15 protein-coding genes are annotated in these 20,005 nt (G+C 73.1%); 11 read left to right on the forward strand and 4 right to left on the reverse strand.

Annotated features, from left to right (window positions below; genetic code table 11):
* The first annotated feature begins 283 nt into the window (after positions 1-283).
* Positions 284-1,057, forward strand: coding sequence for a hypothetical protein (locus ACWY4P_RS18325; RefSeq protein WP_456211621.1), 774 nt, complete (start codon positions 284-286; stop codon positions 1,055-1,057).
* Between the two features lie 427 nt (positions 1,058-1,484).
* Here ACWY4P_RS18325 and ACWY4P_RS18330 read toward each other — a convergent pair whose 3' ends face one another.
* On the reverse strand, positions 1,485-1,967 hold the full coding sequence (locus tag ACWY4P_RS18330) for a MarR family winged helix-turn-helix transcriptional regulator (RefSeq protein ID WP_456211622.1): 483 nt from the start codon (positions 1,965-1,967) through the stop codon (positions 1,485-1,487).
* Between the two features lie 257 nt (positions 1,968-2,224).
* Between ACWY4P_RS18330 and ACWY4P_RS18335 the strand changes: the two genes are divergently transcribed.
* Positions 2,225-3,067 carry a lysozyme gene (locus ACWY4P_RS18335; protein WP_456211623.1) on the forward strand — a complete coding sequence of 281 codons (843 nt, stop codon included), beginning with the start codon at positions 2,225-2,227 and terminating at the stop codon, positions 3,065-3,067.
* 96 nt (positions 3,068-3,163) lie between these two features.
* Here ACWY4P_RS18335 and ACWY4P_RS18340 read toward each other — a convergent pair whose 3' ends face one another.
* Both ACWY4P_RS18340 and lon read right to left on the reverse strand, forming a co-directional pair.
* A complete protein-coding gene (locus tag ACWY4P_RS18340; protein WP_456211624.1) occupies positions 3,164-3,754 on the reverse strand; it encodes a Uma2 family endonuclease in 591 nt (196 codons plus the stop codon).
* A 134-nt stretch (positions 3,755-3,888) separates the two neighbouring features.
* A complete protein-coding gene (gene lon / locus ACWY4P_RS18345) occupies positions 3,889-6,333 on the reverse strand; it encodes an endopeptidase La (protein ID WP_456211625.1) in 2,445 nt (814 codons plus the stop codon).
* A gap of 172 nt (positions 6,334-6,505) precedes the next feature.
* Between lon and ACWY4P_RS18350 the strand changes: the two genes are divergently transcribed.
* The 5 genes from ACWY4P_RS18350 to ACWY4P_RS18370 are packed head-to-tail and all read left to right on the forward strand — an operon-like array spanning position 6,506 to position 11,177.
* Complete coding sequence (locus tag ACWY4P_RS18350; protein WP_456211626.1) at positions 6,506-7,105, forward strand: RNA polymerase sigma factor; 600 nt, start codon at positions 6,506-6,508, stop codon at positions 7,103-7,105.
* Entirely contained in the window at positions 7,102-8,445 is a 1,344-nt protein-coding gene (locus ACWY4P_RS18355) for a zf-HC2 domain-containing protein (RefSeq protein WP_456211627.1), read from the forward strand. The genes ACWY4P_RS18350 and ACWY4P_RS18355 overlap by 4 nt, the downstream gene beginning before the upstream one ends.
* Entirely contained in the window at positions 8,442-9,260 is an 819-nt protein-coding gene (locus ACWY4P_RS18360; RefSeq protein WP_456211628.1) for an ATP-binding cassette domain-containing protein, read from the forward strand. Before ACWY4P_RS18355 ends, ACWY4P_RS18360 begins: the two co-directional genes overlap by 4 nt.
* Positions 9,261-9,264: 4 nt before the next feature.
* Complete coding sequence (locus tag ACWY4P_RS18365) at positions 9,265-10,563, forward strand: hypothetical protein (protein ID WP_456211629.1); 1,299 nt, start codon at positions 9,265-9,267, stop codon at positions 10,561-10,563.
* Positions 10,560-11,177, forward strand: coding sequence for a hypothetical protein (locus ACWY4P_RS18370; RefSeq protein WP_456211630.1), 618 nt, complete (start codon positions 10,560-10,562; stop codon positions 11,175-11,177). Before ACWY4P_RS18365 ends, ACWY4P_RS18370 begins: the two co-directional genes overlap by 4 nt.
* Here ACWY4P_RS18370 and ACWY4P_RS18375 read toward each other — a convergent pair.
* Positions 11,129-11,986 (reverse strand): rhomboid-like protein, encoded by an 858-nt coding sequence (locus tag ACWY4P_RS18375; protein WP_456211631.1) that lies wholly within the window; start codon positions 11,984-11,986, stop codon positions 11,129-11,131. The two genes, ACWY4P_RS18370 and ACWY4P_RS18375, sit on opposite strands and share 49 nt — an antisense overlap.
* Positions 11,987-12,934: 948 nt before the next feature.
* Between ACWY4P_RS18375 and ACWY4P_RS18380 the strand changes: the two genes are divergently transcribed.
* The 4 genes from ACWY4P_RS18380 to ACWY4P_RS18395 all read left to right on the forward strand — a co-directional run bounded on the left by ACWY4P_RS18380 (position 12,935) and on the right by ACWY4P_RS18395 (position 19,980).
* The gene (locus tag ACWY4P_RS18380) at positions 12,935-13,705 is read left to right on the forward strand and encodes a spermidine synthase (RefSeq protein WP_456211632.1); all 771 of its coding nucleotides are present in this window, start codon (positions 12,935-12,937) and stop codon (positions 13,703-13,705) included.
* A gap of 102 nt (positions 13,706-13,807) precedes the next feature.
* Positions 13,808-14,548, forward strand: coding sequence for a response regulator transcription factor (locus ACWY4P_RS18385; RefSeq protein WP_456211633.1), 741 nt, complete (start codon positions 13,808-13,810; stop codon positions 14,546-14,548).
* On the forward strand, positions 14,545-15,771 hold the full coding sequence (locus tag ACWY4P_RS18390; protein WP_456211634.1) for a sensor histidine kinase: 1,227 nt from the start codon (positions 14,545-14,547) through the stop codon (positions 15,769-15,771). Before ACWY4P_RS18385 ends, ACWY4P_RS18390 begins: the two co-directional genes overlap by 4 nt.
* Before the next feature lie 357 nt (positions 15,772-16,128).
* Complete coding sequence (locus ACWY4P_RS18395; RefSeq protein WP_456211635.1) at positions 16,129-19,980, forward strand: multifunctional oxoglutarate decarboxylase/oxoglutarate dehydrogenase thiamine pyrophosphate-binding subunit/dihydrolipoyllysine-residue succinyltransferase subunit; 3,852 nt, start codon at positions 16,129-16,131, stop codon at positions 19,978-19,980.
* Positions 19,981-20,005 lie beyond the last annotated feature (25 nt).

Here is a 20,005-nt window from a genome sequence, read left to right on the forward strand (position 1 = left end):
ACCGCCCGAACGAGTGAACCGCATTGCGTAGTTGACCACCAAACTTCGGTCGCGTGCCATACCCTCCTTCAACCTTTCACGGGTTGGAAATCACCTGACCTCCTGGCAGGATGCTCCCCCGCAGATTCCCGTAACCGTCAATTCCGGCCAAAGCGGCAATCCGCCGCGCGCGCCCGCCCAGGCGACCCTCGCCCCCGCCCGGCCTCCGCCCGGCGTGCGCCGAGCCCCGCGGAGGGCTCCGGCGACCCGGGGGGAACGGGCCCCGGTCCGGCAGACTGGCCAGATGCGCATCGAACTCGCCACCACCCCCGGTGATCCCCAAACCCCCAACGAGGACTACGCGTCAGTAGCACTGCCCGCGTCGGGTCAGGGTGGGGCGCTGGTGGTCCTGGACGGAGTGACGCCGCCCGAGGAGGACTACGGCTGCGTCCACGGCGTGCCCTGGTTCACCGCCCGGCTGGGCGGGGCGCTGCTCGAACTGTCCGGATCGCGCCGGGATATGCCACTGGCAGATTGCCTCTCCCGCGCGATCGAACGGACGGCCGAGGCGCACGACCCAGAATGTGACCTTTCTCACGTTAGAACGCCTCAGGCGACGGTCGTCGCGGTGCGGTGGGACGCGGAGCGGGTCGAGCATCTGGTGCTCTCCGACTCCGCGTTGCTGCTCGAGCGGACGGACGGCACGGTCACGCCCGTACTCGACGACCGGATCGACCGGCTGCGCGCCGCGGGGCGGCGGCCGCTGGCCCCGCTGCGCAACGTCGAGGGCGGCTTCTTCACCGCCGCCGCCGACCCGGCGGTCGCGCGGCGGGCCGTGACCGGCGCCTCCCCGCGCGCGGGGATACGGGCGGTGGCGGCGCTCACCGACGGGGCGGCGCGGTGGGTGGAGGTGTTCCGCGAGGGCGACTGGGCCGAGTGCTTCGCCCTGCTGCGGAAGGAGAGCCCACAGGCGCTGATCGACCGGGTGCGGGCGGCGGAGGACGCCGACCCGGACCGCACCGCGTTCCGGCGCGGCAAGGTGCACGACGACGCGGCGGTCGTCTTCGCGGAGTTCTGACGGAGGCCCGGGGCGGGGCGACACGGGGGACGGCGGCTCAGTGGCAGCGGCACAAACCCCGGGCGGCACGGGGCCGGCGACCCGGCGGCCCCTCGGCCGCACCCCGGCGACCCGGCCGGACCCCGGCAGCCCCCGGCAGTTCCCGGCGACCGACCGCACCACCGCACCCCCGCAGCCCCCGGCGACCCGGCCGCACCCCTGGTGGTCCCGGCAGTCCCCGGCGACCCGACCGGGCCCCCGCAGCCTCCACAGCCCCCAGCGGCCCGGCGGCCTCCGGCGACGCGGCCGGACCCCCGCAACCCCCGGCGGTCCCCAGCGGTCCGGCCGCACCCCGGCCGCGCCCCCGCCGCACCCCCGCCGTACCCCGAACGCCACATCCGCGTCGCCGGATCGGCGGGCCTTGCCGATCCTGACGTACATGAGAGGCCTAGTCCTGCGGCGAAGCTGCGCCCTGCCCGGGCTCCTCGGTGACCTGCACGGAGTTCAGCCGGTGCAGCAGCCGGGCGAGTTCGGCCACCTCGCTGCGCTCCCACGCCGCGAGGCGGCGCGCATACCGCGCCCGCCGGGCCCCTCGCACGCGACGGAACCGGGCCCGCCCCTCATCCGTCAACTGCACCAGGAAAGCCCGGCCGTCGGCGGGGTCGGGGGCCCGGGCCACCAGCCCGAGGTCCTCCAGCGCCCGCAGCTGGCGGCTCATCGTCGCCTTGCCGACACCGAAGTAGGCCGCGAGATCCGTGGCCCGCTGCTGTCCGGCGTCTTCCAGCCGCATGAGCAGTCCGTACGCGGCGGATTCCAGCTCCGGGTGGACTTCCCGGGCCAATTCGCCCGAAGAGGCGCGGGCGCGGCGAAGGAAAACCGCCAATTCGCGCTCCAGAGCCAGGAATGCATGGTCTACACCAATTCCGCCCATGGTGCGTCCCTCACCCCCCTCGGGGGGCAATGCCCCGTTGTCGTGCACGTCAGAGCCCTCTCCGGATTTTCACGGCGTGAAATTTTCTTTCAGGCGCGGTCGTCGCCGCAGCTCCGTCAGTATTTCGCAGGATTAGACCAACGGCAGCACCCCGACCCCCTTCCGCGCCGCGTATCTACGCCCGTAGCGTCCTACCTGACATGGCCATTCCAATGACATGTGCACCTCTCCCCACACGAGGCCCTCGGAGGCACGCCATGCCCAAGCACAGACCTGGTACGACCCGGCGCACCCTGACCGCGCTCATCGGCATTCTCGCCGGTCTCCTCGTCATGAGCTTCTCGCTGTCCGGTACGGCTTCGGCCGCGGAGAGCGGGAAGGCCATCCCCCACCCCGAGGACGACTGGGCGGGCTCCCAGATACTCAAGCACGAAGGCGGTTCCACGACCGGCGAAGAGCCGCCCGGGCTGCTCGCCACCGTCGAAGGCGTGGACGTCAGCAGCCACCAGGGCAATGTCGCCTGGTCGACGCTCTGGAGCAGCGGAGTCCGCTTCGCCTACGTCAAGGCGACGGAGGGCACCACCTACACGAACCCGTACTTCGCGCAGCAGTACAACGGATCGTTCAACGTCGGCATGATCCGCGGCTCGTACCACTTCGCGCTGCCGGACAACTCCAGCGGCGCGGCGCAGGCCACGTACTTCGTCAACCACGGTGGTGGCTGGTCGAAGGACGGCAAGACGCTCCCCGGCGCGCTCGACATGGAGTACAACCCCTACGGCGCGACCTGCTACGGCAAGAGCGCGAGCGCGATGGTCAGCTGGATCAAGGACTTCAGCAACACCTACAAGTCGCTCACCGGCCGCGACCCGGTGATCTACACCTCGACCAGCTGGTGGAAGAGCTGCACGGGCAACTCCAGCGCCTTCGGCGCCGTCAACCCGCTGTGGATCCCGCGCTACGGCGACTCCGTCGGTGAACTCCCGGCGGGCTGGGGCTTCCACACCATCTGGCAGTACACCTCGTCGGGCGCGACGGTCGGCGACCACAACAAGTTCAACGGCGCCATCGACCGGGTCCAGGCCCTCGCCAACGGCTGACGCCCGCGCGTCACGCCCTCGGTGCTTCGCCCTCCGCCGTACGGATCCGGCTGTCCGTACGGCGGGGGGCGTCGGCCGTACGGGCCGTCAGGCCGTTCAGTCCCGGGGGAACTCGTCGGTCTTGAGCGTCAGGCCCAGGACGGTGTCGGTCAGGTCGAGTTCACTGCCGAAGTCAACGGTCATTTCGGCCCGGTATTCCCCGTCCTTGGGGTGGGTGAAAAGGCGGCACCTGCCGGTGTACGGATCGGCGATCAGATAGACGGGGACCTCGGCGGTGGCGTAGATCATCTTCTTGGTGCCGTAGTCATTGGCGCCCGTGCGCTTCGAGATCACCTCGGCAACGAACTCCACGTCCTGGTACCGCCAGTGGCCTCTGGAGTCCTTGACCGCGCCCTCGGTGATCAGCGTCACGTCGGTCGCGAAGCCGTTGAGGTAGCCGGGGTAGTCAATCCGCACATCCGACTTGATCCGCTTACGCGGGTATCGTGTCCGCAGCTGTTCGACGATATCCAGGATGATCTCCCAGTGGGTGTCCCGCTGCGGCGACATGAAGATGTTCCCCTCGACAATCTCGACCTTGATTCCCTCGGGGATGGGCATCTTCTCGAGCCACTCGAACATCATGTCCAAGGTGAGCTCGTCGCTGCTGTCGGCCATCTCGATCCTGTCAATCTCCATGACGGTCACCGTGCCGCTCCTCCCCGCCGCGACTCGAATGCACGCGGCCGGTTGGTACAACGATACGCACGGCACCCAGGACACGCGTGGCCCGGAACTCCCGTGCGAACGGGAGCCCCGGGCCACCGCACCGGTGGCGTCCGTCACGCCGCCACCGGGACCTCCGGGGCGGCCGGCGTGGCCGCCGGGGTGAGGGCCAGTTCCAGGACGCGGCGGACGTCCGAGACCGGGTGGACGTCGAGCTTGTCCAGGACCTCGGCGGGGACGTCGTCGAGGTCGGGCTCGTTGCGCTTGGGGATGATCACGGTGGTCACCCCGGCCCGGTGCGCCGCCAGCAGCTTCTGCTTGACGCCGCCGATGGGCAGCACCCGCCCGGTCAGCGAGACCTCGCCGGTCATCGCCACGTCCGGGCGCACCTGGCGGCCGGAGAGCAGCGAGGCCAGGGCCGTGGTCATCGTGATGCCCGCGCTCGGGCCGTCCTTGGGCACCGCGCCCGCCGGAACGTGCAGGTGGATGCCGCGCTCCTTGAGGTCACCGACCGGAAGCTCCAGCTCCGCGCCGTGCGAGCGCAGGAAGGAGAGCGCGATCTGGGCGGACTCCTTCATGACGTCGCCCAGCTGGCCGGTGAGGGTCAGCCCCGCGCCGCCCGTCTCCGGGTCGGCCAGCGACGCCTCGACGAACAGCACGTCGCCGCCCGCGCCGGTGACCGCGAGCCCGGTCGCCACGCCCGGCACGGCGGTGCGCCGCTCGGCCGGGTCCTGGGCGGACTCGGGGGTGTGGTGCGGCCGTCCGATCAGCGGCCGCAGTCCGTCGCCGCCGATCGTGAAGGGCAGCTCCCGCTCGCCCAGCTCGTGCTGGGCCGCCACCTTGCGCAGCAGCCGCGCGATGGACCGCTCCAGGGTGCGTACGCCCGCCTCGCGGGTGTACTCCGCGGCCAGCTTGCGCAGCGCGTCCTCCGCCAGCGTCACCTCGCCCGGCTCCAGGCCGGCCCGCTCCAGCTGGCGGGGCAGCAGGTGGTCACGGGCGATGGTGACCTTCTCGTCCTCGGTGTAGCCGTCCAGGCGCACCAGCTCCATGCGGTCCAGCAGCGCCTCGGGGATGGCCTCCAGGACGTTGGCCGTCGCGAGGAAGACCACGTCGCTCAGGTCGAGTTCGACCTCCAGGTAGTGGTCGCGGAAGGTGTGGTTCTGCGCCGGGTCCAGGACCTCCAGCAGGGCCGCGGCGGGGTCGCCGCGGTAGTCGGAGCCGACCTTGTCGATCTCGTCGAGGAGGACGACCGGGTTCATCGAGCCCGCCTCCTTGACGGCCCGTACGATCCGGCCGGGCAGCGCCCCGACGTACGTACGCCGGTGGCCGCGGATCTCCGCCTCGTCGCGGACGCCGCCGAGCGCGACGCGCACGAACTTCCGCCCCATCGCGCGGGCGACCGACTCGCCCAGCGAGGTCTTGCCGACGCCGGGCGGGCCCACCAGGGCCAGCACCGCGCCGCCGCGGCGGCCGCCGACCACGCCCAGGCCCCGGTCGGCACGGCGCTTGCGCACCGCCAGGTACTCGGTGATCCGCTCCTTGACGTCCTCCAGGCCGGCGTGGTCGGCGTCGAGGACGGCCTTGGCGCCGGCGATGTCGTACGCGTCCTCGGTGCGCTCGTTCCAGGGCAGTTCCAGGACGGTGTCCAGCCAGGTGCGGATCCAGCTGCCCTCGGGGCTCTGGTCGGAGGACCGCTCCAGCTTGTCGACCTCCTTCAGGGCCGCCTCGCGCACGCTCGAAGGCAGGTCGGCGGCCTCCACCCGGGCCCGGTAGTCGTCGGACTCGTCCTCGGGGTCCCCGTTGAGCTCCGCCAGCTCCTTGCGGACCGCCTCCAGCTGCCGCCGCAGCAGGAACTCGCGCTGCTGCTTGTCCACGCCCTCCTGGACGTCCTTGGCGATCGCCTCGGCGACGTCCTGCTCGGCGAGGTGGTCGCTGAGCCAGCTGACGGCCAGCTTCAGACGCGCCACCGGGTCGGCCGTCTCCAGCAGCTCCACGCGCTGCTTGATGGAGAGGAACGGCGAGTAGCCGGAGTTGTCGGCCAGCTGGCCGACGTCGTCGATCTGCTGCACCCGGTCCACGACCTGCCAGGCGCCGCGCTTGCGCAGCCAGCTGGCGGCCAGCGCCTTGTACTCCGTGACCAGTTCGGTGACGGCACCGGGCAGCGGGTCCGGAACGATCTCCTCGACCTGGGTGCCCTCCACCCACAGCGCGGCCCCGGGACCGGTCGTCCCCGCGCCTATGCGCACCCGGCGCACCCCGCGAATGAGCGCGCCCGGGTCGCCGTCGGAGAGCCGGCCCACCTGCTCGACCGTGCCGAGCGTGCCGATGCCCGCGTACGTCCCGTCGATACGCGGCACGAGCAGGACGCGCGGCTTGCCGCCGCCGCTGCCGCTGCCCCTCGACTGGGTGTCGCCACTTGATCGCGCGGCGGCTTGGGCGGCCTCCACCGCGGCTCGTACCTCGGTGTCGGACAGGTCCAGCGGCACCACCATGCCGGGCAGTACCACCTCGTCATCGAGGGGCAGCACGGGCAGGGTGAGCGGTGTGGACGTCGAAGCCATGATCTCCCCTTCGGCAGGCAAGTTGAGCTATGCAGACTCAATGCGCGGAGGCCCGCCGATGTTCCCGACCCCTTGTTCGCTCTGAGCGATCATGCGTCGTGCCATGCGCCAGCGGAACGTGAACCGTCACCCCTTCGGTAAGCGATAGAGGGGCGTGAAACTGTTCCGCCCCATGGGGCCAGACCGGAGCGACGGGGAGTTGCTGCGAGCCGTCGCGCGGGGAGACGCGCAGGCGCTCGCCGCGCTCTACGACCGGCACGCGGGCTGGCTGCACGCGCGCCTCACGCGCCGCTGCCAGGACCCCGAGACCGTACGGGAGGTCCTCCAGGACACCTTCGTCACGGCCTGGCGTACGGCCGGCGCGCACCGCGGCGGTGAGGCGGGCGGCTGGCTGTGGACCATCGCGGCCCGCCGCCTCGTCGACGCCCAGCGCACCGCCGCCCGCGCCGCCCGGGCCCAGGCCGCCCACGCCCGCCACCAGCCGGACCCGGCCCGCGCCACGGCCCCCTCCGCGGAGGAGCGGGCGCTCGACGCGCTGGAGTACGGGGACGTCGGCGCCGCCCTCGACCGCCTCTCCCCCGAACTGCGCGCCGTCCTGCGCGCCACGGTCGTCGACGGCCTCACCACCCGCGAGGCCGCGCAGCTCCTCGGCATCCCCGAAGGCACCGTCAAAACCCGCGCCCAACGCGCCCGAAGAGAACTCCGCGCCGCCCTCACCCAGCGACGCACCACGCTCCCGCACCTCCTGGACGCTCTCGGAGGCACCGTATGAGGCCCCGGCGACTGATGAAGCGCGGCGGCTCCGCCGTCGCCTGGCACGTGACGCCCGCACACGCGGCGTCGTACGCCGACGGCTCGCTGCCGGAGACCGACGCGTGGTCGGTCGAGAAGCACGTCGAGACCTGCACGGCCTGCGCGGAGCGCGTCTCGGTGGCGGTCCGCGCGGGCGCGGCGGCGCCCGCTCTGGCGGACGTCCGCGCGGCGCTCCTGGCCTTCACGGAAGCGGACACCGCCCCGATCCCGGCCCCCGAGCCCGCCCCCGCCGCCTTCGGCGACGCGGGTGCGGCCGCCAACGGCCGCCGGGTAGGCGCGCCCCTGGGCGCCGCCGCGCGGCCGAGCGCCGGGGCGGCGGCCCCGGAACCGGTCGCAGCCCGCCACGACGGGGAAGCCGCCGCGGCGGCCGACCCCGGCCGCCAGGTAGGCGCGCCCGTGAACGGGGCGACGACTGCCGCCCGCACGCCCGCCGACAGCCCGACCGCCGAGGCAGGCGGCGCCGCCGCGCGGCCGAGCGCCGGGGCGGCAGCCCCGGGCCTGGCCGCAACCCGCCACGACGGGGAAGCCGCCCCGCCAAGCGCGAGCGCAGCCGACATCGACCGCCGAGGAGATGCGGCCTTGAGCGGGCACGTAGCCGCCCGCACGCCCGCCGACAGCCCGGCCGCCACGCGGCGCGGCTTCCGGTTCGGCCGCGGGCCCCGGGGGTGGACGGCGTGGGCCGCGGGGCCCGCGGTGCGGGGGCCGTGGCTGGTCGCGCTGCTCGTGACGGGGGTCCTCGCGGCCGGGGCCGCGCGGGCTGCGGGGGTCTCCGGGGTGCGACCACTGCTGCTGGCGCTCGCGCCCGTGTTGCCGTCGGCCGGGGTGGCCGTCTCGTACGGGCGGCACGCCGACCCGATGCACGAGCTCACCGCGTCCACGCCGTCCGGCGGGCTGCGGCTGCTGCTGACCCGCACGGCGGCCGTGCTCGCCGTGTGCGTGCCGCTGCTGACGCTCGTCGGGCTGCTGCTGCCCGCAGCCGCCGGAGCGCCCGCGGCCTCGGTCTGGCTGCTGCCCGGGCTCGCGCTCACGCTCGCCGCGCTCGCCCTCGCCTCGTACGTCGGCTGCCGGATCGCCACCTGTGCGGTCACCGCGGGCTGGCTGCTGGCCGTCGGAGCCCCTGCGCTCCTCGCGGGGCCGGGCCAGGGCGAGCGCGGCTCTCTCGCCGACGCCCTGACCGACTCCCTCACCGCCGTCCTCTCCGGCCCCGCCGCCCAGAGCTGCTGGGCAGCGGCGGCGGCCGTCTGCGCGGGGCTGCTGGCCCTGCGCCGTACCTCCTTCGACCACCTGGAGCGCATTTGAACAGCGCCGGCTCCGCCCATTCCGTCTCCGCCCATGTCCATGTCCATGTCCATGGGGTGACGGTCCGGCACCGCAGGACCATCGCCCTCGACGCCGTCGACCTCGCCTTCGGTACCGGCGTCCACGGCCTGCTCGGCCCCAACGGCGCGGGCAAGACCTCCCTGATCCGCGTCCTCGCGACGGTCGCTCCGCCGACCGCCGGGCGGGTGGAGCTGCTCGGCGGCGATGTCTCGGCGCCCGCGCACCGCACCGCCGTGCGCCGCAGGCTCGGCTATCTGCCGCAGGAGTTCGGCTACTACCCGGGCTTCACGGTGCGCGAGTTCGTCGCCTACATGGCCTGGCTGAAGGAGATGCCGCGCGCCGCCGCCCCCGCCGCGGTCGAGCGCGCCGTGGCACGGGTCGGCCTCGCCGACCGCATCGACGCGAAGGTCCGCACCCTGTCGGGCGGCATGGTGCGGCGCGTCGGCATCGCCCAGGCGATCGTCAACGACCCGGAGCTGCTGCTTCTGGACGAGCCGACAGCCGGTCTCGACCCGGAGCAGCGGGTGGACTTCCGGGCGCTGCTGCGCGAGCTGGGGCGTGACGCGACGGTGATCGTCTCCACCCATCTGGTCGAGGATGTCGCCGCGGCCTGTACAGAGGTCACGGTCATCGGCGCGGGCCGGCCGGCCTACCGCGGCACGCCGCACGCGCTGGCCGCGCTCGGCGCGGAGGCGCAGGCGGACGACTTCGGCGACAACCCGATCGAGCGCGGGTACGCCGTGGCGCTGCGGCGCCACCGGTCCGGCGCGGGCGCCGCCGCCGGGTGGGGGTGACCCGATGAGCCAGACCACCGCCCACCCCCCGCGCGCCGCGCACCCCCTGCTCACCGAGCTCCGCCGCGGCATCGGCCTGCCCGCGGGCGCGGCCATGCTGCCCGTCCTCCTGTTCACCATGTACACCAAGGCCGACGGCTGGCTGACCGGCTGGACGGACACGACCGACATGCTGCGCACGGCCGGGCTGCTGCTCGGCGCGCCACTGGCGGCCGCGGCCGCGTGCTGGCAGGGCGGGCGGGAACGGCGGCGCGGGACTGAAGAGCTGCTGGCCACTGCCGCGCGCTCCCGCCTCCGGCAGATCCTGCTGACCGCGGCGCCCACCGTGGTGTGGCCGGTGGGCGGGTATCTCCTCACGGCTGCCGGGTGCCTGTCGGTGACCTGGCGGTACGCGAGCGGCGGCGGCCCCTACGTCTCGCTGATCGCGGCCGACGCGACGGCGATCGGCTCGATCGCCGTGCTGGGGTTCCTCGTGGGCCGACTCTTGCCGTGGCGGCTGGCCCCGCCCGTGCTGGCCCTCATCGTCTACAACGTCTCCCTCTTCATCGCCATCCAGGACTCCCCCGTCGCCTGGCTCAGCCCCGGCAAGGAGCACGTCTTCTCCTGGGACCGGCCGGTGTGGTGGTTCGGGCCCGTCTCGATGGTCTGGACGGCCGGTCTGACGGCCGCGGCGCTGCTGGCCTACACCGCCCGCCGTCGCGCCCGCGCCCTGGCCCTCGCACCGCTCGCCGCGGCGGCCACCGCGGCCGTCCTGCTCGTGCAGACGGGCAACGGCCTGTGGCGCCCGGACCCGGCGAGCGCCACACTGGTCTGCGACGACGGGGCGCCGCGCGTGTGCGCGACGCGGGTGCACGGCCGGATGCTGCCGGACGCGTCCGCGGCGCTGGCCGGGCTGACGGCGAAGCTGCGCGGCGTGCCGAACGCCCCCACCCGCATCGTCGAGAGCCGCGACGACCGCCGGGTGCGCCGCACCGACGCGCCGCTGTCCGGCTGGGACTCCTACTTCCGGCGCAACCGCATCGCCGAGCCGGAGATGTTCGCGGCCAACGCCGCCCTCGGCGCGACGGCGCCGTCCTGCCCGGGCGTCTCGGACGAGGAGCGCTACAACGACCTCAGCGAGGCCGTCGCCGAATGGCTGGCGCCGATGCCCCGGCCCGAGCGGCCCATCGGCCAGGACGCGCCGGGCTACACCCGCGCGCTGGCGAAGCTGGAGGCCATGCCCGACCGTGAGCGCACGCGCTGGCTCGGCACCTACTTCGCCGCCGCGCGCTCCTGCCACCTGGAGCGGGTGACGGCCCCGTGAACACGAACCTGCTGCTGTACGCCCGCTCGCGCGCCCTGCCCGTGACCTTCGCCATCCTGATCGCCGCCGCGCCCGCCACCACCTGGTTCGCGGACTGGCTCGTCTCGGAGTCCGGCCTCGGGCCACGGGCCCGCCTGCCGGTCGTCATCCTCGCGCCGATGCTGGCCTCGGCCGCGATCGGGGCGAGCCTGTACACCCACAGCGACGAGCTGGACCGGACCGCCGTACGCCCCTGGTGGCCGCGGCGCGCCTGCCAACTGCTGCTGCTCACGGCGGTGGCGGCGGGGCTGCTGGCGATGGCCGTCCTGGGCGAGCCGCAGTTGTACGGGGCGTACGCCATGGCCCGCAACGTCCTGGGCGCCGTGGGGGTCACCGCCCTGGCGGCCGCGCTCATCGGCGCCCGGCTGAGCTGGCTGCCGATGCTGGTGCACACCAGCGCGGTCTACATCAGCGGGCAGACCGAGCCGGGCGGCCCCGGCGCGGTCTGGGCCTGGTCGGTGCAGCCGGGCCCGGAGCCGGCGGCGTGGTGGACGGCGGCGGCGCTGTTCGCCGCGGGCACGGCGCTCTACGCGCTGCGCGGCGCCCGTCCGGAGAGCCCCGGCTCGCGCCGCTGAACGACCCGCCGCACGTACGGCCAGCACAGGACGCCGGTCGCCAGGGCGAGCAGATGGCCCCAGTCGGTGAGCGGATCGGTGAACTCCACCAGGTCCGCGACGAGCGCCAGCGCGATCCCGCCGACCAGCGTCCAGCGCAGCCAGGGCCGCAGCAGCAGCCCGGCGAGCGCGCCGACGCACGCGAGCAGCCCGTAGCTGATGCCGTAGTCGAGCCGGCGCAGCGAGGTGTCGGGCAGGTGCCCGGCGGCGACGGAAGCGGCCACGGGCAGTTCGGTCATCAGCGTCGCCAGGACGTGCCCGAGCAGAAAGACCCCGGCGGTCCGCCACCCGCCCAGCCGCCGCTCCAGCGCGCCGACCACGACGAGGAAGGCGGCGATGTACGGCGTCAGCACCCCGCCCGCGACCCACACCGCGCTGGCGACCAGCACCAGCACCGGCCGATCCGTGAGGTTCGCGGCGTCGGTGCTGGAGCGGACCAGCACGTCGTGCACGAGGTCCGGGTCCGCGAGGCGGGAGAACAGCCCGGTGGCGACCAGGACCAGGGCATAGCAGAAGGTGAACGGCGCCCGCGCCGGCCCGGCCACAACCCGCCCCCGCCCCACCCACACGGCCCGCCCAATCCGGGCAAGGCCAGATGCCCGCCCCGGACGCGCGACCCGTACGCCCCGCACGGCCCGCACGCCCCGCACGGCGCTACTCGCGGGGGCGGCCCTGTCCGCGGCGGGGGCTTCTCCGTCCACCGCGGGAGCGGCCCCGTCCACCGCGGCGGCGCCACGCGCCGCCCGCGCGGCACGGGCCGTAACACCCACGGCGCCTACGGCACCCACCGCGGCGGCCCCGCCGGTGCCTGCCTCGGGCCCCGCGGGCCCAGGGGGCCCTGCGGGCTCGGCGGGCCCAACAGACCCGGCGAACTTGGCAGGCCCGGCAGGCCCGGCAGACCCAGCGAACCCAGCGAACCCAGCGGGCCCAACAGACCCGGCGAACTTGGCAGGCCCGGCAGGCCCGGCAGACCCAGCGAACCCAGCGAACCCAGCGGGCCCAACAGACCCGGCGAACTTGGCAGGCCCGGCAGGCCCGGCAGACCCAGCGGACCCAGCGGACCCGGCAGACGCGGCAGACCCGGCAGACCCGGCAGACGCGGCAGACGCGGCAGACCCAGCAGACCCGACGGGCCCCGCGGCGCCCCCGATCAGCGTCTCCTCCGCGGCCGCGCCGCCGCCGGTCGAGGGCGCGGTGCCCGCCGAGCCCGGTGGGCCGCCGACGGCCGGGGCGGCGGCCCCGGGAGGGCCCTTCGCCGCGGAGACGCGGCCGCGCGGGGCCGGGGAAAGCTGTGGGGTGGCGGCGGCCGGGGCCGCCGGGCCGGAGTGGGCCGCCGGGCCGGAGGGGGAGGCCGCGGCCGCGCGGCGCGCGGTGGTGGTGCGGCAGCGCTTCGGTGGGCGCGCTGCCCGTCGCGGTTCACCGGCCGCGGTACCGGCCGCTCGCGTCTCGCTCACGCCGGGGCTCCTTCCTCTTGCCGCCCCCGCCGCTCTCCTCACCTCTGATCACAACAACGGCCGGGCCCGACTTCATGTCAGCGGCCCCCGGATGTGAACGCCGCCACAGCCGCCCTGGGCGGGCTCGGCCCCGATCGGTAGGTTTGGGCAAGGGCGGGGGCCGGAGAGCCCCGCCGCAGACGCCCCGCCCGAGCAGCCCCAGAGCCCGAGCAGCCCGGAGCCGAGCAGCCCGGAGCCCGAGCACCCCCGGAAGGACCGCGCCCCGTGCACCCGCCGTACGACACCGCCGCCGAACCCGACCGCCCCGTGACCCTCGACCGCCGTGAGGGCCCGTACGGCGAGGTGGTGCTGCGGCGGCGCGGCGGGGGCGGGACGGACAGCCGGACGGGCGACCCCGCCGCCCCGGCCCCCGTCTTCGAGATCATCGCCAACGGGTGCTTTCTGATGGACACCTCCGACGGCCGCTCCGAGCGCCTCCTGATCCGCGCCGCGCTGAACGCGCTGCCCGCCGGCCGGCAGGCGCCCGCGCTGCTGATCGGCGGCCTGGGCGTCGGGTTCTCGCTGGCCGAGGCGGCGGCCGAGCCGCGGTGGGGCCGGATCGTGGTGGTGGAGCGCGAGGAGGCGGTCATCGACTGGCACCGCGGCGGCCCGCTGGGGCGGATCTCCGCGGCCGCGCTCGCCGATCCGCGCACCGAGGTCATCCGGGCCGATCTGGTCTCCCACCTGCACACAGACGTCTCCCACCCGCACACAGGCGCGGCATCCGCGCCCTACGACGCGCTCTGCCTGGACATCGACAACGGCCCGGACTGGACGGTCACCGAGGACAACGACAGCCTCTACTCCCCCGCCGGTCTCGCGGCCTGTCGGGCGCGCCTCTCCCCTGGTGGAGTGCTCGCCGTATGGTCCGCCCAGCCCTCACCCGCCTTCGAGGAAGCTCTCCGGAATGCCGGTTTCACGCGGGTGCGGACCGAAGAGATCAGTGTTGCCCGAGGTGTCCCGGACGTGGTTCACCTCGCGATTCGAGGCGCGTAGCCGAGCCGCGTAGGCTGCCTTTACGCTGCTTGCCAGCGCGCGCGGCCGGGCAATTGACCAGCCGGGAGCCGCGGTTTCACGGAACAAAGCAGGGGCGGGCGCATGGAGCAGACTCACAGCAGCCACAACGGTGCCGCCACGACCACCCCGGGGGCACAGCGCCGGGTCCTGGTCGTCGAGGACGACCCGACCATAGTGGACGCCATCGCGGCCCGGCTGCGCGCCGAGGGGTTCCAGGTGCAGACGGCCGGGGACGGCCCGGCGGCCGTCGATACGGCCCAGGCGTGGCAGCCGGACCTGTTGGTGCTCGACGTGATGCTGCCCGGGTTCGACGGCCTGGAGGTCTGCCGCCGGGTGCAGGCCACGCGCCCGGTGCCGGTGCTGATGCTCACCGCGCGCGACGACGAGACCGACATGCTGGTGGGCCTGGGCGTCGGCGCCGACGACTACATGACCAAGCCGTTCTCCATGCGCGAACTGGCCGCGCGGGTGCATGTGCTGCTCAGACGCGTCGAGCGGGCGACAGCGGCCGCGCACACCCCGCGCAGCGGCATTCTGCGCCTGGGCGAGCTGGAGATCGACCACGCGCAGCGCCGGGTGCGGGTGCGCGGCGCGGATGTGCACCTCACCCCGACCGAGTTCGATCTGCTGGTCTGCCTGGCCAACACGCCGCGCGCGGTGCTCTCCCGGGAGCAGCTGCTCGCGGAGGTCTGGGACTGGGCGGACGCCTCGGGCACCCGGACCGTGGACAGCCACATCAAGGCGTTGCGCCGGAAGATCGGCGCGGAGCGGATCCGTACGGTGCACGGCGTGGGGTACGCCTTGGAGACCCCGACGACATGAGGCCGCCCGGCCGCCGGACGGCCGTCTGGAGCCGCGAGACCTGGCGCGCCGCCTGGCGCGAGACCTGGCGCGCCGCCTGGAGCCGCCAGTGGGACAGGCTGTGGGACCGGCTGTGGGAGGCGCTGAAGCCCTTCGACCCGTACCGGTCGGTGAAGGCCGCGCTCGGCGCGCTGGTCATCGGCTCGGTGATCATCACCACGCTGCTGGTGTTCGCCGCGATGCACTCCGACACCGAGCTGCGCATCATCACCATCTTCTCGATCATCGCCTCGCTGCTGATCACCCAGTTCGTGGCGCACGGCCTGACCGCCCCGCTGGACGAGATGACCGAGGTCACCCAGGCGATGGCGCACGGCGACTACACCCGCCGGGTGAGCGCCGCCCAGCGGGGGGACGAGTTCGGCGCCCTGGCCACCTCCTTCAACCGGATGGCCGCCGACCTGGAGGCGGTGGACACCCAGCGCAAGGAGATGGTCGCGAACGTCTCCCATGAGCTGCGCACCCCGATCGCGGCGCTACGCGCGGTCCTGGAGAACGTCGTGGACGGGGTCTCGGAGGCCGACCCGGAGACGATGCGCGTCGCACTGCGCCAGACCGAGCGGCTGGGCCGGCTGGTCGAGCAGCTGCTCGACCTGTCCCGGCTGGACAAGGGTGTGGTGCCGCTGTACGCGCGGCGCTTCGAGGTCTGGCCGTATCTGGCCGGGATCCTCAAGGAGACCAGCATGGCCAAGGGCGCGTACGCGGATGGCAGCTCGGGCTCGCACGCCCGCAAGGACGTCCATCTCAACCTGGACGTCTTCCCGTCCGATCTGGCCGCGCACGCCGACGTGGAGCGGCTCCACCAGGTCGTCGCGAATCTGATCGACAACGCCGTGAAGCACTCCCCGGCACACGGCCGCGTCACCGTGCGGGCGCGCCGCGGCGAGGGCCCGGAGAGCCTGGAGCTCGAGGTGCTGGACGAGGGCCCGGGCATCCCGGAGGCCGAGCGCCACCGGGTCTTCGAGCGCTTCAACCGGGGCGGCCCGTCCGCTCAGGGCGGAAAGCCGGGGGCGCCGCGCGGGCCGGGGCAGGGCAGCGACGGCGGTACGGGGCTGGGGCTCGCCATCGCGCGGTGGGCGGTGGATCTGCACGGGGGGCGGATAGGCGTGGCCGAGTCCTCCCGGGGCTGCCGGATCAAGGTCAGCCTGCCGGGGACGCACACCAGAGAGCCCAGAGATCTCTGAGGCGCAGACCCTCCGCAGATCTCCAGGGCGACGGATCTCCAGGGCGACAGATCTCTAGGGCGACAGATCTCTAGGGGCGAACCCAGACTCCACAGAGATCAAAATTGACGTAAAGTCGTCAACGAAGGCGCACAGACGTCGAGGGGCGCGCACATCCGAGCGGGTGTGGGCGCATTTCAGCGTTCCCGTCTCGCGCCAGAACCAGCGGTGATTCCCGCCACCTCAGGCCGCGAAACCAGCCGATCAATGTGACTTGCGCGACGATGACCAGTGCGGCCTGCACGTAAGGGTCCGAGAGGCGTAGCCTTTATTCCCGCTGTCCACCACCTTAGGAAGCGGAAGAGGGCGGTTGCCGCCGTGTCGCCACAGTCCCCCAACAGTTCGAGCGTCTCGACCGATCAGCACGACGGTCAGGGGAGTAACCCTGCCGCCGCGTTCGGCCCCAACGAGTGGCTCGTCGACGAGATCTATCAGCAGTACCTCCAGGACCCGAACTCGGTCGACCGAGCCTGGTGGGACTTCTTCGCCGACTACAAGCCGGGGCAGGACACCAGCTCCGCCGTGGCCGAGTCCGCTGCCCCGCCGGGCCCGGCAGCCGCGGGGGCGGCCGGTACCGGTGCCGCCGCGCCGGCCCCGGTGAGCAACGGTGCCGCACCGGCTCCGGTGAAGCCCGCCGCCCCGGCCGCGCCGCCCGCAGCCCAGCAGGCCGCACCGGCTCCGGCCCCGGCGAAGCCCGCGGCTCCGGCCCCGGCCGCCGCCGCTCCGGCCAAGGCCGCGCCCGCGAAGGCCGCACCCGCCAAGGCCGCGCCTGCGAAGGCCGCGGAGCCGGCCGCCGCGGCCGCCGGCCCGGAGTACGTCACGCTGCGCGGCCCCTCCGCCGCCGTCGCGAAGAACATGAACGCCAGCCTCGAGCTGCCGACGGCCACCTCCGTGCGCGCCGTCCCGGTCAAGCTGCTGTTCGACAACCGCATCGTCATCAACAACCACCTCAAGCGCGCCCGTGGCGGCAAGGTGTCCTTCACGCACCTGATCGGCTACGCCATGGTGCAGGCGCTGAAGGCGATGCCCTCGATGAACCACTCGTTCACCGAGAAGGACGGCAAGCCGACCCTGGTCAAGCCCGAGCACGTCAACCTCGGCCTCGCCATCGACCTGGTCAAGCCCAACGGCGACCGCCAGCTCGTCGTCGCGGCGATCAAGAAGGCCGAGACGCTGAACTTCTTCGAGTTCTGGCAGGCCTACGAGGACATCGTCCGCCGCGCCCGCGCGAACAAGCTGACGATGGACGACTTCACCGGCGTCACGGCCTCCCTCACCAACCCGGGCGGCATCGGCACCGTGCACTCCGTGCCGCGGCTGATGCCCGGGCAGGGCGTGATCATCGGCGTCGGCGCCATGGACTACCCGGCCGAGTTCCAGGGCACGTCGCAGGACACCCTGAACAAGCTGGGCGTCTCCAAGGTCATGACGCTGACCAGCACCTATGACCACCGGGTGATCCAGGGCGCCGCCTCCGGCGAGTTCCTGCGGATCATGAGCCAGCTACTGCTCGGCGAGAACGACTTCTACGACGAGATCTTCAAGGCGCTGCGGATCCCGTACGAGCCGGTCCGCTGGCTGCGCGACATCGACGTCTCACACGACGACGACGTCACCAAGGCCGCGCGCGTCTTCGACCTGATCCACTCCTACCGGGTCCGCGGCCACGTCATGGCCGACACCGACCCGCTGGAGTACCGCCAGCGCAAGCACCCCGACCTGGACATCATCGAGCACGGGCTCACCCTGTGGGACCTGGAGCGCGAGTTCGCGGTCGGCGGCTTCGCCAGCAAGACGATGATGAACCTGCGCGACATCCTGGGCGTGCTGCGCGACTCGTACTGCCGCACCACCGGCATCGAGTTCATGCACATCCAGGACCCGAAGCAGCGCAAGTGGATCCAGGACCGCGTGGAGCGCCCGCACGCCAAGCCGGAGCGCGAGGAGCAGCTGCGGATCCTGCGCCGGCTGAACGCGGCCGAGGCGTTCGAGACCTTCCTGCAGACGAAGTACGTCGGCCAGAAGCGCTTCTCGCTGGAGGGCGGCGAGTCCGTCATCCCGCTGCTGGACGCGGTGCTGGACGCGGCCGCCGAGTCGCGCCTGGACGAGGTCGTCATCGGCATGTCCCACCGCGGCCGCCTGAACGTCCTCGCGAACATCGTCGGCAAGTCGTACGCGCAGATCTTCCGCGAGTTCGAGGGCAACCTCGACCCGAAGTCGATGCACGGCTCCGGCGACGTGAAGTACCACCTGGGCGCCGAGGGCACCTTCACCGGCCTGGACGGCGAGCAGATCAAGGTCGCGCTGACCGCCAACCCCTCGCACCTGGAGGCAGTGGACCCGGTCCTGGAGGGCGTCGTCCGCGCCAAGCAGGACATCATCGGCAAGGCCGGCACCGACTTCACCGTCCTGCCCGTCGCCCTGCACGGCGACGCCGCCTTCGCGGGCCAGGGCGTGGTGGCCGAGACCCTGAACATGTCGCAGCTGCGCGGCTACCGCACCGGCGGCACCGTGCACATCGTCATCAACAACCAGGTCGGCTTCACCGCCGCCCCGGCCGCGTCCCGCTCCTCGATGTACGCCACGGACGTCGCGCGCATGATCGAGGCGCCGATCTTCCACGTCAACGGCGACGACCCGGAGGCCGTGGTGCGCGTCGCGCGCCTCGCGTTCGAGTTCCGCCAGGCGTTCAACAAGGACGTGGTGATCGACCTCATCTGCTACCGCCGCCGCGGTCACAACGAGACCGACAACCCCGGCTTCACCCAGCCGCTGATGTACGACCTGATCGACAAGAAGCGCTCGGTGCGCAAGCTCTACACCGAGTCCCTCATCGGTCGCGGCGACATCACCCTGGAAGAGGCCGAGCAGGCGCTTCAGGACTTCCAGGGCCAGCTGGAGAAGGTCTTCACCGAGGTCCGCGACGCCACCTCGCACCCGTCCCCGACCGAGGTCCCCGAGCCTCAGCCGGAGTTCCCGGTGGCGGTCTCCACGGCCGTCAGCCAGGAGGTCGTCAAGCGGATCGCCGAGTCCCAGGTCAACATCCCCGACCGGATCACCGTCCACCCGCGGCTGTACCCGCAGCTCCAGCGGCGCGCGGCGATGATCGAGGACGACACGATCGACTGGGGCATGGGCGAGACCCTCGCCATCGGCTCGCTGCTGATGGAGGGCACCCCCGTCCGCCTGGCCGGTCAGGACTCCCGCCGCGGCACCTTCGGCCAGCGCCACGCGGTGCTGGTGGACCGGGAGACCGGCGAGGACTACACCCCGCTGCTCTACCTCACCGACGACCAGGCCCGCTACAACGTCTACGACTCGCTGCTCAGCGAGTACGCGGCGATGGGCTTCGAGTACGGCTACTCGCTGGCCCGGCCGGACGCGCTGGTCATGTGGGAGGCCCAGTTCGGTGACTTCGTCAACGGCGCGCAGACGATCGTCGACGAGTTCATCTCCTCGGCCGAGCAGAAGTGGGGCCAGACCTCCGGCGTCACGCTGCTGCTCCCGCACGGCTACGAGGGCCAGGGCCCGGACCACTCCTCGGCCCGTATCGAGCGCTTCCTCCAGCTGTGCGGGCAGAACAACATGACGGTCGCCGCGCCGACGCTGCCGTCGAACTACTTCCACCTGCTGCGCTGGCAGGTCCACAACCCGCACCACAAGCCGCTGGTCGTCTTCACCCCGAAGTCGATGCTGCGTCTGAAGGCGGCGGCCTCGAAGACCGAGGAGTTCCTCAACGGCTCCTTCCGCCCGGTCATCGGCGACGAGACGGTCGACCGGGCCGCGGTCCGCAAGGTCGTCTTCACCTCGGGCAAGGTCTACTACGACCTGGCCGCCGAGCGGGACAAGCGCGGTCTGACGGACACGGCCATCATCCGGCTGGAGCGCCTGTACCCGCTGCCGGGTGCAGAGCTCCAGGCCGAGATCGCCAAGTACTCCGGCGTCCAGAAGTTCGTCTGGGCGCAGGAGGAGCCGGCGAACCAGGGTGCGTGGCCGTTCGTCGCGCTCAACCTGATCGACCACCTGGAGCTCTCGGTGGGCGCGGACCTGCCGGCCTCCGAGCGGCTCGTCCGGGTGTCCCGGCCGCACTCCTCCTCCCCGGCGGTGGGGTCGAACAAGCGGCACCAGGCGGAGCAGCAGGCACTGGTCAGCGAGGTCTTCGAGATCTGACGCCGGTAGCTGTCAGCTGTAGCTG

This window comes from Streptomyces sp. LZ34 (assembly GCF_053890475.1).